The organism is Amycolatopsis sp. TRM77291, assembly GCF_054166285.1.
Genome location: NZ_JBSZHF010000001.1, coordinates 1,452,322 through 1,466,415 on the forward strand (window position 1 = coordinate 1,452,322; position 14,094 = coordinate 1,466,415).

Below are 14,094 nucleotides of genomic sequence, written 5' to 3' on the forward strand. Positions count from 1 at the left end.
CCACTTTCGAGACATCTGGTGTCCCGAAAGTGGCTTTCGCGACGCTGGGACTACCGCATTCAGAGGACTAAATGCGGTGAGGGGGAACGGGGGTCAGGAGGTTGCGGTCCGGACGGACGGGACCGACGGCACCCAGATGCGTTCGAGCGCCGCGGCGCGGGCCTTACGGCGGAGTCCGGCGAAGCTGTGCTTGGCGGGAACGAGGAGCGCGCTCAGCCACGTGCGCCGGTATTCGGCGAGGGCGTCGGCCACGGGACGATGGAGGACACAGTGCACCAGGCCCGGCGTTCCGAGCCGGTGCCTTCCGACGTGCTTACCGTCTGCCATCTTTCCTCCGTGTGGGCTACCTTCGCCGCGGACGGTACGCAATCAAGCCCCCGAAGACCGGTAACCGCCCGGCGTGTCACCCATAAAGGTTGAGTCTCGCGTCACGATGAACTTGCCTTTTGCATCCGTCTGTGCCGGAAGTGCGCGTCCCGTGACCCTGCGCGGTCGGCCCGGCTCGCGGCACTAGGCTGCTCGACATGCTGCGTGTGGGCCTGACCGGCGGGATCGGCGCCGGAAAATCGACGGTGGCGAACCGGCTTTCCGAGCACGGCGCCGTCCTCATCGACTCCGACAAGATCGCCAGGGAGGTCGTCGAGCCGGGGACACCGGGGCTCGCGGAACTCGTCGAGGCGTTCGGGGAGGACATCCTCGGCGCCGACGGCGCGCTGGACCGGGCCGCGCTCGCCGCCAAGGCGTTCGCCGGCGAAGAGTCCCGCAAGCGGCTGAACTCGATCGTCCATCCGAGGGTCGGCGCCAGGACGGCCGAGCTGATGGCGGCCGCCCCGCCGGACGCGATCATCGTCCACGACATCCCGCTGCTCGTCGAAGGCGGGCTCGCGCCGATGTACCACCTCGTCGTCATGGTCGACGCGCCGGAGGAGGTCCGGGTCCGCCGCCTGGTCGAGGCGCGGGGGATGGCCGAGGATGACGCGCGCGCCAGGATCAAGGCACAGGCCACGACCGATCAGCGCCGGGCGGTGGCCGACGTCTGGTTCGACAACAGCGGGGCGCCCGACATCGTGCTCGCCGAGGTCGACGCGCTGTGGGCGGACAGGCTGACCCCGTTCGAGGCGAACGTGCGGCTCCGCAAGCCGCGCGCGCCGATGTCGCCGAAGATCGCGCCGTACGACGAGACCTGGCCCGTACAGGCCGAGCGGGCGCTCGCGCGGATCCGCGTGGTGGTGGGTGACGCCGCCGTGCGGGTCGATCACATCGGTTCGACGTCCGTGCCGGGGCTGCCGGCCAAGGACATCCTCGACCTCCAGCTGACCGTGTCCACTTTGGACAAGGCGGACGAGCTGGCCGGCGCGCTCTCCGACGCGGGGTTCCCGCGGGCGGAGGGGGAGTGGTACGACGACGCGCACGGTGAAGAGGGCACCTGGCCCAAGCGGTTCCACTTCGGTGGCGACCCCCGCCGTCCGGTCAACCTGCACGTCCGCTCCCAGGAGACGCCGGCCTGGCGGCTCGCGCTGCTGTTCCCGGAATGGCTGCGGCGGAACCCGGACGAGCGCGACGCCTACGCGGCGGTCAAGAACGCGATGGCCGCGAAGCACGCCGGCGATGGAACGGTCGAGCAGTACACCGACGAGAAGCAGGTCTGGGTCGACGCGGCTTTCACCCGTGCCGACGCGTGGGCGGACTCGACCGGCTGGACCCCTTAGGCCTCAGCCGCCGAGCAGTCCCCGCGCGAAGGCGGTCGCGACGGCGGCCGCGCGATCCTTCACGCCGAGCTTGGCGTACGCGTGCACGAGGTGTGTCTTCACCGTGGCCTCGCTGATGAACAGCAGTTTCGCGGCCTCCTTGTTGGTCGACCCGCGCGAGATCAGGGTGAGGACCTCCAGCTCACGCTTGCTCAATGGCTCCGGCGTGGGTGCGCGCATCCTGCCGAGGATCAGGTCGGCGACGGCGGGGGAGAGCACCGCCTCGCCCCGCGCCGTCGCCCGGACCGCGCGGAAGAGCTCCTCGCGCGGAGCGTCCTTGAGCAGGTAGCCGGTCGCGCCCGCTTCGATCGCCGGGATGACGTCGGTGTCGGTGTCGTAGGTCGTCAGCACGAGGATCCGCGCGGGATTGCCGAGCTTCGCCAGCGTCGCGATCGCGGCGACCCCGCCGGAACCCGGCATCCGGAGGTCCATCAGCACGACGCCGGGGCGGAGTTTCTCCGCCAGCGCGACGGCCTCGTCACCGGACGACGCCTCTCCGAGCACCTCGAATCCTTGATCCGCGGTGAAGATGCCGCGCAGCCCGTCGCGGACGATGGGATGGTCGTCGGCGATCAGCAGCGTGATGGTCATACCCTGGCCTCCAGCGCGATCGCGGGCAGATCGGCCGACACGGCCGTCCCGCCGCCCGGCTCGGATTCGAGGTGCAGTGTTCCCGCCAACCTGGCGACCCGGGCCCGCATCCCGGGGATGCCGAAACCGCCATCGCCGACCGTGTCCGGTTCGAAGCCCTTCCCGTCGTCCCGGACGTCGACGGTCACCTGATCGCCCATGTAGGACAACGTGAGCCCCACGATCGTGGCGGCGGCGTGCTTCTCGACGTTGGCCAGCGCCTCCTGCGTGATCCGCAGCAACGTCGCCTCGATCTCGGGATGCAGCGCCCGCGTGGTCCCGGTGGTGGTGAACCGGACCTCGACACCGGTCCGGCCGCTCCATCGCCGGGAGACCTCGCCGAGCGCGTCCGGCAGGGTCGCGGCGGCCAGCGGCTGCGGGCCGAGTGCCCGCACCGAACGCCGGGCGGCGGTCAGGTTCTCCCGCGCCAAGGCCATCGCGGACCCGACGTGCCGCTGCCATTCCGCGGGATCGCCCTTCGCCTCGGCGGCCGCCTCCAGCTGGGTGATGATCCCGGTGAAGCCCTGGGCGAGCGTGTCGTGGATTTCCTGGCTCAACCGCTGACGCTCGTCGAGGACACCGGTTTCGTGCGCCTGGCTCAGCAGTTGCCGTTGCAGCACCGCGTTCTCCTCCTGTGCGGCGGCCAGTTCGTCGAGCACGCGTTTGCGCTCCGCGTGCTGCCGCGCCATCGCCGCCGAGACGAGCCCGCCCCCGCCGACCGCGGCCGTCTGCACCAGCGTGACCACGGCCCACAACGCGGGCTGATCGGCGAACGCCCGCAGCGGGCCGCCGTTGGGGATCGTGTTGATCAGCGCGGAGACCACGAAGATCCCGGCCAGCGCCAGCGGGGCGGGCCGCAGGCGCATCGCTTCGAAGAACCCGGTGATCATGAAGATCAGGAAGATCGTGTCGTGCGCTTCGAGCACCGCCGCGATCGTGATCAGCCCGGCGAAGGACACGGCGACCACGGCCGGATGATCTTCCCAGCGTTTCGGTATCAGTGTGGAACCGAGCAGGAGCCAGCCTGCCGCGATCCCCGCCGGCCCCAGGGTGGACAGCGGGTCGTGGCCGGAGAGCACGAGACTGAGCACTGTGCTGAGCGCCAGCAGCGCATACGGCAGATACCTTTCGATCCGGCCGCCCCAGGGGCGCCACAGGGACCCGCCGTCGTCAGGAGACGGCCACAGCGAGTCCTGCCACCGGATCCAGCTGGTCATACCCGGAATTCTCGCAGGCCCGGCCACGCCGTGGCCCAGGTTTCGGTATGGCCGGTGACCAGCCAGATCGGCATCCCCCGGCTCACGTTGCGGACGCCGGCGGCGTTGTCCACGCGGGAGACGATCCGGGCGTCGGTGAACGAACGCAGCAGGCGCGCCGGATCCGGTCCGACGAACAGGACGCTGTCCGCGGTCTCGGGCGGATGCCCGAAGTACCAGAAGCCCCGGCTGGGGCTGTACACGGCGGGAAGCCCGTAGTCGGCGCCGTACCGGTCCAGTGCTCCGGCCTGCCAGTACCCGGCCGTGACGAGCGTGGTGCGCGCCCGCTGGTCCGGCGGGAGCCGATGGTAGGCGTCCGCGACGGAACGGGCGAGGTCCGGCCAGCCGATCTCTTCCAGCGCGTACGCCGGACGCGGGACGTCCCGGCCTTCCGCGAGCCAGGCGGACGGCCACACCGGCAGCGCGTACGGGAGCGTGTACAGCGCGGAAAGCAGGAACACCGGCCAGGTCGGGATCCACCGGAACCACCGGGACGGCCTCAACTGTCCGAAGTGGACGGCGGCGCCCGCCCACAGGACGCCGAACATGCCCGCCGCGTAGTAGTACCGGCCGTTCGACAGGATGAACAGCGCGATCACCCCGACCGCCGTCCAGCCGAGGAACCGGTATTCGCGCAGCCTGGCCGAGAACAGCAGGACCCAGAGTCCATAAAGGACTCCGACGACACCGATACCGAGCCCGGCGCCGGTGAGCAGGGCGGGCAGGAACCCGGCACGGCCGCTCCAACCACCGGTGGTCTCGTGCGCGATGACGTCGCCCATCTCCAGTTGCGGCCAGCCGTTCGCGGCCTGCCACCACAGTGTCGGCACCATCGAGAGGGCGGCGATCCCCGCGCCGAGCCAGAGTTTGGGCCTGCGCAAGAGATCCCGGGGCCCGAAGACCAGGATCGCGACCCCGGCGGCGACCCAGAACGTCGCGATCAGGAGCTTGACGTTCAACGCGACGGCGGTCGCCACGCCCAGCCACACCAGCAGGTTGTCGTCGCGGGTCCGCATCCACCGCACGAGCAGCCACGCGATGAGCGTCCACAGCGCCGGGTCGATCGTCGAGGTGGCCAGGTAGTGCCCGCTGCCGAGGAACTGCCCGCAGATCGCGTACGCGGCGGCGGCGCGGGTCTGCGCCCGGCGGTCCCCGCCCATCTCGTAGGCGACGAGCCCGGTGAACACGACACCGGCGGCCGTCGCGAGGACGGCGGGCAGACGGAAGACGAAGACGTTGCCCGGCGCGAGCGTGTCCATGGCCAGCGCCAGTGCCGGGAGCACCGGCGGCTGATCCGCGTAACCCCAGGCCAGCCGCTTGCCCGCGGAGAGGAAGTACAGTTCGTCGCCGAAGTAGCCGTACCGCCACGCCGTCGCCATCAGGACCGCCGCGGCCGCGGCGGCGAGGAGCCCCACCGGGAGCCGGGCGAACGCCGCACTGGACACGGTCGGCGTTTCGGCCGCGTGGGCGGCTTCCATCCATTCCTCGCAGATCCCTCGGGTGCCGGTCCTCTCGCACCTTACGTGCCACCGGCGTGGCGCGTCGGTCGCGAGAGGACCGGTGAGGCTCAGAAGCCCCAGTCCGTGAGTTTCGGCCACACCGTGTCCCAGCTCCCGTTCCGGCCGGTGGCCAGCCAGATCTTCATGCCCTGACTCACGTTCGCGATCCCGGCGCGGTTGTCGAGGGCACCGACCTCACGCACCTGCGTGAAGTACGGCACAAGCCCCGAAGGGTCGTTCCCGACGAACAGGATGTCCCGTGCCGATTCCGGCGGCCTCGGCAGCGTCACGTAGCCGCGGTTGGGGCTCGACGGCGACGGAAGCCCGAGCTCCGGTCCATAGTGGTCGATGGCACTGGCCTGCCAGTACTTCGCCGTGACGACACCGGTCCGGGACGGATCGGGAGCGGCCCGGTGCGCTTGCGCCACCGACTCCGTGATCTCCCGCCAGCCGACCTCCTCGACGGCGAAGATCGGCCGCGCCCACACCGGAGCGCTCGCCAGCTGCGCACGCGGAAGGATCGGAAGTGCCTGCGGGATCGCGATCACCGCGGCCAGGAGGTACACCGGCCAGGTGGCGATCCAGCGCCAGTACTTCGACGCCTGGCCCGCTTCGATCTCCACCGCCGCCGCGGCGAACAGCGGGGCGAACATCCCGGCCGCGTAGTAGTAGCGCCCGTTCGCCAGGAGGAACAGGGCGAGGACGCCGAGCGCGGTCCAGCCGAGGAACCGGTACGGCCGCAGGCGTTCGGACCGCAGCAGGCGCCACAGTCCATAGCAGACCAGGATCGCCCCCACCGGTACGCCGGCGCTCAGCACCAGCGTCGGGACGAAGGTGACCCGCCCGCCCCAGCCTGCCGAGACCTCCTGGGAGATCGCGGCGCCCATGGTCAGTTGCGGCCAGCCGTTCGCCGCCTGCCAGACGAGGGTGGGCGCGATCATCGCGGCGGCGATCAGCGCGCCGAGCCACAGCGCCGGGCGGCGGACGAGGTCACGGGGCCCGAACACCATCGCAGCGGCCAGCACGACGAACCAGAAGCCCCCGACGAGGAACTTCGTGTTCAGGGCGAAGCCGGTCACCACGCCGGCCCAGACCAGTAGCGTGTCCGCACGGGTCCGCACCCAGCGGGTGAGCAGCCAGATCAGCAGCGCCCACAGGAACGGGTCGATCGTGCTGGTCGCCAGATAGTGCCCGCCGCCGAGCATCTGGATGGACACCGCGAACGTCGCCGCCGCGATCGTCTGCGCTTTGCGGCCGCCGCCCAGTTCCCTGGCGATGAGCGCGGTCAGCACGACGCCCGCCACCATCGCGAGCGTCGCCGGGATCCGCAGGACGAACGGGGAATCGGCGCCGAACGCATCCATCAGGCGGGCCAGCAGTGGCAACAACGGCGGCTGGTCGGCATACCCCCAGTCCAGATGCCGTCCGGCCGCCAGGAAGTACAACTCGTCGCCGAAGTAGCCGTATCGATCGGCCGTCGCCGCGAGGACCGCCCCCATCGCGCCAGCGATCGCCAGCACGGGTGTCCTGGCGAACGACGCGACCTCTCCGCGTTCTCGTCCATCGGACCGTTCCCGGAGTCCCTCGGCCTCCATGACCACGGGTATCCGCCCCCTCTCGATCGGTTACGCCCTTGATCGAGAGTCCCGCGGCGCCGCCCTTCCGGGGATCCATCGGCCGGTCAGGATCGGCTCATCCAAGGGATGAGCCGGGATCAACCGATCGATGGATGCAGAGGGGTCAGTGCCGTCGCCAGCCGAGGGTGATGTCCTTTGTGGACAGCCAGCCGCGCAGGTCGTGGCCGTGCGTTGCCAGTCCGTCGACCGTCGTGTGGCTGATGCCGAGCGCGCGTTCGCCGTCGGCGGGGGAGAGCAGCCCGGCGGTGACCGCGGCGAGGAGTTCGTCGGCGTCGATCACCTGGACGGATTTCTTGTCCCGCAGGACGAGGTCGAGATAGAGATCGGTGGCCACCCAGACACCGTCCTCGCGGCGGATGTCGACGACGTCGAGGTAGAAGTCCTGGTCGCGCTCGTGGCCGGGGGTGAACCAGAAGTCCGTGATCCGCAGGCCGAGATCCGGCAGCAGCCAGGACTCGATGTAGTGGAACTGCGCCCGTCCCGGAGTCGGCCGCGCCATGTAGAGGCCGAAGGGCTCTTCGCGGTATTCCTCGACGTCCCTCACGATGCCCTTGGGGTCCGTGTTGGTCTTCGCGGCCGGGTCGAAGTACTCGACCTTGGGCGGATGCAGCGCGGTCATGCGCCCATCTTGGAAGGCGGCGTCGCTCGCGAACACCGCCCAACCGGGTGGACGATCACGGTTTGCCGGTTCCGGGGCAGGAGCGCCGCCCGGCCGGATAAGGTGCGCTGGTTCCGCCATAGGGGTGAGTGGGAGTCGACGTATGTTCGGGATCATCAGGCCGTGCCGCCACCGGCTTTCCGCGGGTCTGCACGCGGAGTGGCTCGCCCATCTCTGCGGCCTTTGCCTGGCATTGCGGGACGAACACGGACATCTCGCCCGAATGGTGACGAACTATGACGGGCTGATCATCTCGGCACTCGACGAAGCGCAGTCGCGGCGTGCGGAAGGCCGCCGCGACGCCGGCCCTTGCCCCCTTCGGGCGATGAAGGGGACGTCGGTCGCGAAGGGCGGCGGTGCCCAGCTCGCGGCGGCGGTCTCCCTCGTGCTGGCGTCGGCCAAGATCAGTGACCACGTCGAGGACCGCGACGGCGCCTTCGCGCGGCGTTCCGTCGCGCTGGCCGCGAGGCGGGTCGCGACGCGCTGGGCGGACCAGGGAAGCCGTACGGGAATCCGGGTCGGCTTCGACACGGCCGTCCTGACCGAGGCCGTCGACCGGCAGGCCGAGATCGAAACCGCCGTCCGCCTCGGTGATTCGGCCGTCCTCGCCACCGAACCCGCCGAACTGGCGACGGCGGCCGCGTTCGCGCACACCGCGGTCCTGGCGGGCCGCCCGGAGAACGCGGCGCCGCTGGCCGAGGCCGGACGCCTGTTCGGCCGGGCCGCACATCTGCTCGACGCCGTCGAGGACCTCGCGGAGGACGAGGCCGCCGGCGCGTGGAACCCGCTGGCGGCCACCGGTACCGGACTCGCCGAGGCCCGGCGGTTGTGCGACGACGCGGTGCTCGGTGTCGAACTCGCGCTCCGCGAGGTGGCGTTCGATCAGCCCAAGCTGGTGCACGCGCTGCTGGTCCACGAACTGCGGCAGGCGGTGCGGCGCGCCTTCGGGCACGGCCACGGCCCGCAGCAGCCGCCGCCGGGCTGGATCGGGCCCGGGCCTCAGCCGCAACAACATCCTCACCAGCCTTATCCGCCCCACCAGTACCCGCAGGGCGGCTACCAGCCTCCGCCTCCGCCGGCGGGCGCTCCCGGTGGCGGAGGCCCGCCGCAGGAGCCGCCGAAGAAGAAGGGCAAGCACCGCGGCGAGGGCGGACCGGTCGATGGTCAGGGCGGTGGCTGCTGGGTCCCCAAGTTCCGTGTCCCGCCGAAGCCGAGGAACTTCTTCTTCGGCTGCGCCGTGGCGACCTACATGTGCTGTTCGTGCCAGTTCTGCTGCCGCGATCCCTTCCCCGGCCCGTGGAGCGGCAAGCCCAACAGCAGCTGTGACTGCGACTGTGACTGCTGTTCCTGCTGTGACTGTTCCTGCTGATCCGACCAGGCGAAACGGAAACTGTCGGACCCAGCGCTTACTCTGGTTCTCGTGGCTTTCGCAACCGAACACCCCGTGCTCGCCCAGTCGGACTTCCGCCCCGTCACGGACATCCCCCGGACAGGCGGCCGATTCGAGGTGGTCAGCGACTACAAACCCGCCGGTGACCAGCCGGCGGCCATCGACGAGCTCGAACGCAGGATCAACGCGGGCGAGAAGGACGTCGTGCTGCTCGGCGCCACGGGTACCGGCAAGTCGGCGACGACGGCCTGGCTGATCGAGCGCGTCCAGCGCCCGACGCTGGTGATGGCCCCGAACAAGACGCTCGCCGCTCAGCTGGCGAACGAGCTGAGGGAGCTGTTCCCGCACAACGCGGTCGAATACTTCGTCAGTTACTACGACTACTACCAGCCCGAGGCGTACATCGCGCAGACGGACACCTACATCGAGAAGGACTCGTCGATCAACGACGACGTCGAGCGGCTGCGGCACTCGGCGACGATGAACCTGCTGTCCCGGCGCGACGTCATCGTGGTCGCGAGTGTCTCGTGCATCTACGGTCTCGGCACCCCGCAGTCGTACCTCGACCGGTCGACGAAGCTGAAGGTCGGCGAGCAGCTCGACCGGGACGTCTTCCTCCGCGCGCTGGTGGACGTGCAGTACACCCGTAACGACATCGCCTTCGCCCGCGGCACCTTCCGCGCCCGCGGCGACACGGTCGAGATCATCCCGGCGTACGAGGAGCTGGCCATCCGCGTCGAGTTCTTCGGCGACGAGATCGAAAAGCTGTACTACCTGCACCCGCTCACCGGCGACATCGTCAAGGAGGTCGACGAGGTCCGCATCTTCCCGGCCACCCACTACGTGGCGGGTCCGGAGCGGATGGAGAAGGCCATCCGCGGTATCGAGGCCGAGCTCGAGGAACGGCTGGCCGAGCTGGAGAAGCAGGGCAAACTGCTCGAGGCCCAGCGGCTCCGGATGCGCACCGCCTACGACATCGAGATGATGCGCCAGGTCGGGTTCTGCTCCGGCATCGAGAACTACTCGCGCCATATCGACGGCCGCAGCGCCGGCTCCGCGCCCGCGACCCTCATCGACTACTTCCCGGAAGACTTCCTGCTGGTCATCGACGAGTCGCATCAGACGGTCCCGCAGATCGGCGGCATGTTCGAAGGTGACATGTCCCGGAAGCGGAACCTGGTCGACTTCGGGTTCCGGCTGCCCAGCGCGGTCGACAACCGGCCGCTGACCTGGGAGGAGTTCACCGACCGGATCGGACAGACGGTGTACCTGTCGGCGACGCCGGGGCCGTACGAGATGGGGCAGGCGGGCGGCGAATTCGTCGAGCAGGTCATCCGGCCGACCGGTCTGGTCGACCCGAAGGTGGTCGTGAAGCCCACCGAGGGCCAGATCGACGACCTGGTGCACGAGATCCGCGAGCGGGCCGAGAAGGACGAGCGCGTCCTCGTCACCACGCTCACCAAGAAGATGTCCGAGGACCTCACCGACTACCTGCTGGAGCTGGGCATCCGGGTGCGGTACCTGCACTCCGAGGTGGACACGCTGCGCCGGGTCGAGCTGCTGCGGCAGCTGCGCGCGGGCGATTACGACGTGCTGGTCGGCATCAACCTGCTCCGTGAGGGTCTCGACCTCCCCGAGGTCTCGCTGGTCGCGATCCTCGACGCGGACAAGGAGGGCTTCCTCCGCAGTGGCACGTCGCTGATCCAGACGATCGGCCGCGCCGCCCGAAACGTGTCGGGCGAGGTGCACATGTACGCCGACAAGATCACCGACTCGATGCAGCACGCCATCGACGAGACCGATCGCCGCCGCGCCAAGCAGGTCGCCTACAACAAGGAGCGCGGCGTCGACCCGCAGCCCCTGCGGAAGAAGATCGCCGACATCCTGGACCGCGTCTACAGCGAGGCCGAGGACACGGAGTCCGTCGCCGTCGGCGGTTCGGGCCGGAACTCGTCGCGCGGCAAGAAGCCCGAGCAGGGCGACCGCGTGCGCAGCTCCGGGATGCTCGCCGACAAGGACGTCGCCGGGATGCCGCGCGCCGAGCTGGCGGACCTCATCCAGCAGATGACCGACCAGATGATGCAGGCCGCGCGCGACCTGCAGTTCGAGCTGGCCGCCCGGCTGCGGGACGAGGTCGCGGACCTCAAGAAGGAGCTCCGGGGCATGGACGCGGCCGGCATCAAGTAACCCGCGTTCCGTCCTCTGGTTGCGGTACTTGCACGCGCAAGGATCGCAACCAGAGGACGAAATGCGTGAGGGTCAGAGCCGACGGCGCTCCAGCATGGTCAGGTCCGCGTCGAAGTCCGGGAATCCGGCCGGGGCCGAACGCGTGCTGACGCCCGGCGAGACCGGAGGCAGACCCGCCCACCGACGCACGGTGTTCGTCGCTTCGGCGGCCTGGGCCGCGGGAAGCTGCGAGATCCGGGCGCCGTGGTTTCCGCCCGGCACCGTGTAGCTGTAGGAATCCTTCGTGCCGAAGCCGAGCTTGAAGGGCTCCGCACTCCACGGGTCGTTCTCGCCGTTGACGAACATCAGCCGCTTCCCCTGGGACTTCACCCAGAAGTCGATGTCCGGCATCGCCAGATGGTCGAACCGCGGGATGTCGACCGAATCCGGCACGAACGTCCGCGACACGTTGGAGCCCGGGTAGCGCAGCAGGTCTCGCAGATAGCCTTCGTAGGACTCGGGGGCGCCGAGCTGGTAGGCCGCCTGGAAGTAGTACGGGACGTAGACCTCGAGGTTCTGGTCGGAGTAGGTGTTGAGGCTCTCGACGCGTTCGAACCAGGCATAGACCTCCGCCGCCGGAGCGCCCGCCTTCGGGATCGTCGCGCAGTCCGACTGCCTCTGGTACTGCCAGAAGGCGAAGTACGAGTCGATCACGGAGATCTCCAGCGACACGTCCGCCGAGCCGACGGTCTTGAACGTGTAGCCGTTCTTCGCCGCGTCGGCGGCGGCGAGCGCCGCGAACTCCGGACGCCGGGTCAGCACGTCACGCTGGATCGCCTTCAGCGCCGATCGGCAGGCCGGATCGTCGCCGACGTTCGCCAGGAACCGGTTGTAGCGGTCATGCGAGTCGATGACGTCGTTGGGCGCGACGTACGGGATCGTCGCGTCGACGTCGTCCGGGAAAAACCTACGGAAGTAGGTCGCCGTCATACCGCCCTTGCTGCCGCCGGTCGCGAGCCACTTGCCCGGATAGATCCGCTTGAACGCCTCGACGGCGCGGTGCTGGTCGGCGGCGGCCTGCCAGATCGTCAGCTGCTTGCCCCAGTCCGGGTGGTCCGGCCGCGAGGGCGTGAAGAACCGGTACTCCATGGACAGCTGGTTGCCGTCGACGATCTGTGTCGGCTCCGAGCGGTTGGGCGATTGCGAGACGTTGTACCCGCTCGTGTACACCACGGTCGGCGACCGGAATTCCTTGTGCAGCAACGTGAACCGCTGCTGGAATGTGCCGCGGTCCGGCCTGCGGTGGTCGACGGGCTGGGTGTAGGCGAGTTTGAAGAACCGGTATCCGGCCGGCGCCGGGTTCTCCGAGACGACGGTCAGCCCGGGGACCCGCCCGAGCGCTTCCTCGATGTCGCCGGGTGCCGCCTGCGCGGCCGGGGCGAGCCCGGCCAAGGCGAGAACGGTGATCGCCAGAACCGGCCACGCGGCCGTGAGCTTCCGCATCCATGCCCTCCCCATCGGGACCTGTTGAGCTGTCGGATACTCACAGAGTCACCGCCGGTGGGCAATCGCCTATCCGGTCGAGCCGCCGCGCAGCACCCGGTCGACATAGGCCTTGATCGCCGCGGTGGCTTCGGGCGAACTCCACAGTTCGAGGACGTGGGCGTCGTCGCCGGTACGGTGTTCGGCGATCCGCTCGTGGAACGGCCGGTGCAGCTGCGCCTTCGTGTGCGCGTACGCGGCCGCCGGGATCTCGGCGAGTTTCCTGGCCACCTCCACCGCCCGCCCGACGACGTTCTCGGGGGCGGTCACCTCGTTCACCAGGCCGAGCCGGAGCGCGTCCGCGGGCAAGTGGGTCTCGCCGAGGAAGGCGAGTTCGGCGAGGACGTCGGCGCCGAACCCGGACCGCAGGATCTCCAGCGCCGCCAACGGGAACGGCACGCCGACGAGCAGTTCGGTGATCCCGATCCGGCCGGGGCCGTCGGCGAGGACGCGGCGGTCGCAGGCGGCGGCGAGCACCGCCCCGCCGGCGATCGCGTGCCCGTTGACGGCCGCGACCACCGGGCCGGGGAAGCCGAAGACCGAGAGGAACGCGTCCGACAGCGCGGGCAGGAAGTCCTCGATGTAGTCCGCGCCGCCGTCGTGTACTCGCCGCAGGTCGACACCCGCCGAGAAGATGCCGCCGGTGCCGGTGAGCACGACCCCGCGACAATCGCTCAGCTGCACGTCTTCGAGCCGGAGGGTCAATTCCTGGCAGAACTCGGTGTCGAGGGTGTTCGCTTTGCCGTGCTGGAGGGTGACGACGGCGATCCCGCCTTCGTCGTCCACGCGGATCGAGGAGGTGGCCATGGCCCGACCGTACCCGAGCCCGCGAGGATCTACAGTGGACCGCTTAGTCTGTGTCTCTCATAGCGCGCTTCCGGGTTTCCGCGGCCGGGCCGCGGCGTGGTCCGGCCGCAAACCCGAGCCGCCGGCCGAAAGAAAGACGCGCGCGCGTCTCCTCACTTGAACCGGAGAACCTCAGCCTGGGAGCGACCGCTAGTCCCGCAGCCGTACGGTGACCGTCGGGCTGAAGGACCGCTTGCGGTTCCAGCCGGTCTCGGCGCCGATGCTGAGCTGGATGGCGCGGTCGGCGGGCGCCCAGTAGCCGGTGCGCACGAAGTAGGCGTCCATCGAACACAGCCTTGCGCAGGACTTGCGGTTGCAGATCGTCTCCCAGCCCCACTGCCTCCCGCTCTCCTCGACGCCGTTGCGCCGGACGAAGAGATGCGGGTTGCCGATTTCACGGCAGTAGGCGCTGCCCTCGGAGATGTAGAGGACCCCGTCGATCTTGTAGAACCGATTGTTGTCGAGAAGCGTCACCTGGCCGGAGACGGCGAATCCGACCCGGCCGCCCTTGCCCGCGCTCATGGTCCAATCAAGAGAGAATTCTTGGACCGGAGTCTCGACTGACTGGGTCATGGTGACATCCCCGCTTTCCGCTCGCGTCGGCACCTTTCCATTGAAGATAAGGATTTCCCGGAGGGGCCCGAAGCTGAATTCGAGGTTTTCACCCAATGAGTCGATGATCGGAAAATCGATGTTCTCATGCGCATGAAACACCGGTTACC

The 14,094-nt window shown here is 69.5% G+C and carries 12 protein-coding genes; 3 read left to right on the forward strand and 9 right to left on the reverse strand.

Translation table 11 applies throughout. The features are described from left to right. Positions 1–93: 93 nt before the first annotated feature. Positions 94–327: a hypothetical protein gene (locus tag ACXIZN_RS06990; protein WP_125682264.1), complete on the reverse strand. Its 234-nt coding sequence runs from the start codon at positions 325–327 to the stop codon at positions 94–96. 197 nt (positions 328–524) lie between these two features. Here ACXIZN_RS06990 and coaE point away from each other — a divergent pair, with 197 nt between their 5' ends. Further along, positions 525–1,709 carry a dephospho-CoA kinase gene (gene coaE, locus ACXIZN_RS06995; RefSeq protein ID WP_457953159.1) on the forward strand — a complete coding sequence of 395 codons (1,185 nt, stop codon included), beginning with the start codon at positions 525–527 and terminating at the stop codon, positions 1,707–1,709. A gap of 3 nt (positions 1,710–1,712) precedes the next feature. On the opposite strand, the gene ACXIZN_RS07000 is transcribed toward coaE, so the two are convergent. The 5 genes from ACXIZN_RS07000 to ACXIZN_RS07020 form a co-directional block, all read right to left on the reverse strand. Next, the gene (locus ACXIZN_RS07000) at positions 1,713–2,339 is read right to left on the reverse strand and encodes a response regulator (protein WP_457953160.1); all 627 of its coding nucleotides are present in this window, start codon (positions 2,337–2,339) and stop codon (positions 1,713–1,715) included. Next, a complete protein-coding gene (locus tag ACXIZN_RS07005) occupies positions 2,336–3,595 on the reverse strand; it encodes a sensor histidine kinase (protein ID WP_457953161.1) in 1,260 nt (419 codons plus the stop codon). The genes ACXIZN_RS07000 and ACXIZN_RS07005 overlap by 4 nt, the downstream gene beginning before the upstream one ends. Next, the gene (locus ACXIZN_RS07010; protein WP_457953162.1) at positions 3,592–5,112 is read right to left on the reverse strand and encodes an ArnT family glycosyltransferase; all 1,521 of its coding nucleotides are present in this window, start codon (positions 5,110–5,112) and stop codon (positions 3,592–3,594) included. Before ACXIZN_RS07010 ends, ACXIZN_RS07005 begins: the two co-directional genes overlap by 4 nt. A gap of 89 nt (positions 5,113–5,201) precedes the next feature. Continuing rightward, positions 5,202–6,728 (reverse strand): ArnT family glycosyltransferase, encoded by a 1,527-nt coding sequence (locus ACXIZN_RS07015; protein WP_457953163.1) that lies wholly within the window; start codon positions 6,726–6,728, stop codon positions 5,202–5,204. Between the two features lie 145 nt (positions 6,729–6,873). Then, on the reverse strand, positions 6,874–7,389 hold the full coding sequence (locus tag ACXIZN_RS07020; protein WP_192741582.1) for a DUF402 domain-containing protein: 516 nt from the start codon (positions 7,387–7,389) through the stop codon (positions 6,874–6,876). A gap of 142 nt (positions 7,390–7,531) precedes the next feature. Between ACXIZN_RS07020 and ACXIZN_RS07025 the strand changes: the two genes are divergently transcribed. Continuing rightward, a complete protein-coding gene (locus ACXIZN_RS07025) occupies positions 7,532–8,797 on the forward strand; it encodes a DUF5685 family protein (RefSeq protein WP_457953164.1) in 1,266 nt (421 codons plus the stop codon). A 51-nt stretch (positions 8,798–8,848) separates the two neighbouring features. Continuing rightward, complete coding sequence (gene uvrB, locus ACXIZN_RS07030) at positions 8,849–11,005, forward strand: excinuclease ABC subunit UvrB (RefSeq protein ID WP_457953165.1); 2,157 nt, start codon at positions 8,849–8,851, stop codon at positions 11,003–11,005. Between the two features lie 72 nt (positions 11,006–11,077). Here the strand turns inward: uvrB and ACXIZN_RS07035 are convergent, their stop codons facing one another. The 3 genes from ACXIZN_RS07035 to ACXIZN_RS07045 form a co-directional block, all read right to left on the reverse strand. Further along, positions 11,078–12,487 (reverse strand): S28 family serine protease, encoded by a 1,410-nt coding sequence (locus ACXIZN_RS07035; protein WP_457953166.1) that lies wholly within the window; start codon positions 12,485–12,487, stop codon positions 11,078–11,080. A gap of 69 nt (positions 12,488–12,556) precedes the next feature. Then, positions 12,557–13,333, reverse strand: a complete 777-nt coding sequence (locus ACXIZN_RS07040; protein ID WP_457953167.1) for an enoyl-CoA hydratase/isomerase family protein — start codon at positions 13,331–13,333, stop codon at positions 12,557–12,559. A gap of 189 nt (positions 13,334–13,522) precedes the next feature. Next, the gene (locus ACXIZN_RS07045; protein WP_034316212.1) at positions 13,523–13,945 is read right to left on the reverse strand and encodes a hypothetical protein; all 423 of its coding nucleotides are present in this window, start codon (positions 13,943–13,945) and stop codon (positions 13,523–13,525) included. Positions 13,946–14,094 lie beyond the last annotated feature (149 nt).

Coding starts and splice junctions, on each gene's coding strand:
- ACXIZN_RS06990 (WP_125682264.1), bottom strand. CDS start 327: ATGGCAGACGGTAAGCACGTCGGAAGGCACCGGCTCGGAACGCCGGGC.
- coaE (WP_457953159.1), top strand. CDS start 525: ATGCTGCGTGTGGGCCTGACCGGCGGGATCGGCGCCGGAAAATCGACG.
- ACXIZN_RS07000 (WP_457953160.1), bottom strand. CDS start 2,339: ATGACCATCACGCTGCTGATCGCCGACGACCATCCCATCGTCCGCGAC.
- ACXIZN_RS07005 (WP_457953161.1), bottom strand. CDS start 3,595: ATGACCAGCTGGATCCGGTGGCAGGACTCGCTGTGGCCGTCTCCTGAC.
- ACXIZN_RS07010 (WP_457953162.1), bottom strand. CDS start 5,112: ATGGAAGCCGCCCACGCGGCCGAAACGCCGACCGTGTCCAGTGCGGCG.
- ACXIZN_RS07015 (WP_457953163.1), bottom strand. CDS start 6,728: ATGGAGGCCGAGGGACTCCGGGAACGGTCCGATGGACGAGAACGCGGA.
- ACXIZN_RS07020 (WP_192741582.1), bottom strand. CDS start 7,389: ATGACCGCGCTGCATCCGCCCAAGGTCGAGTACTTCGACCCGGCCGCG.
- ACXIZN_RS07025 (WP_457953164.1), top strand. CDS start 7,532: ATGTTCGGGATCATCAGGCCGTGCCGCCACCGGCTTTCCGCGGGTCTG.
- ACXIZN_RS07035 (WP_457953166.1), bottom strand. CDS start 12,487: ATGCGGAAGCTCACGGCCGCGTGGCCGGTTCTGGCGATCACCGTTCTC.
- ACXIZN_RS07040 (WP_457953167.1), bottom strand. CDS start 13,333: ATGGCCACCTCCTCGATCCGCGTGGACGACGAAGGCGGGATCGCCGTC.
- ACXIZN_RS07045 (WP_034316212.1), bottom strand. CDS start 13,945: ATGACCCAGTCAGTCGAGACTCCGGTCCAAGAATTCTCTCTTGATTGG.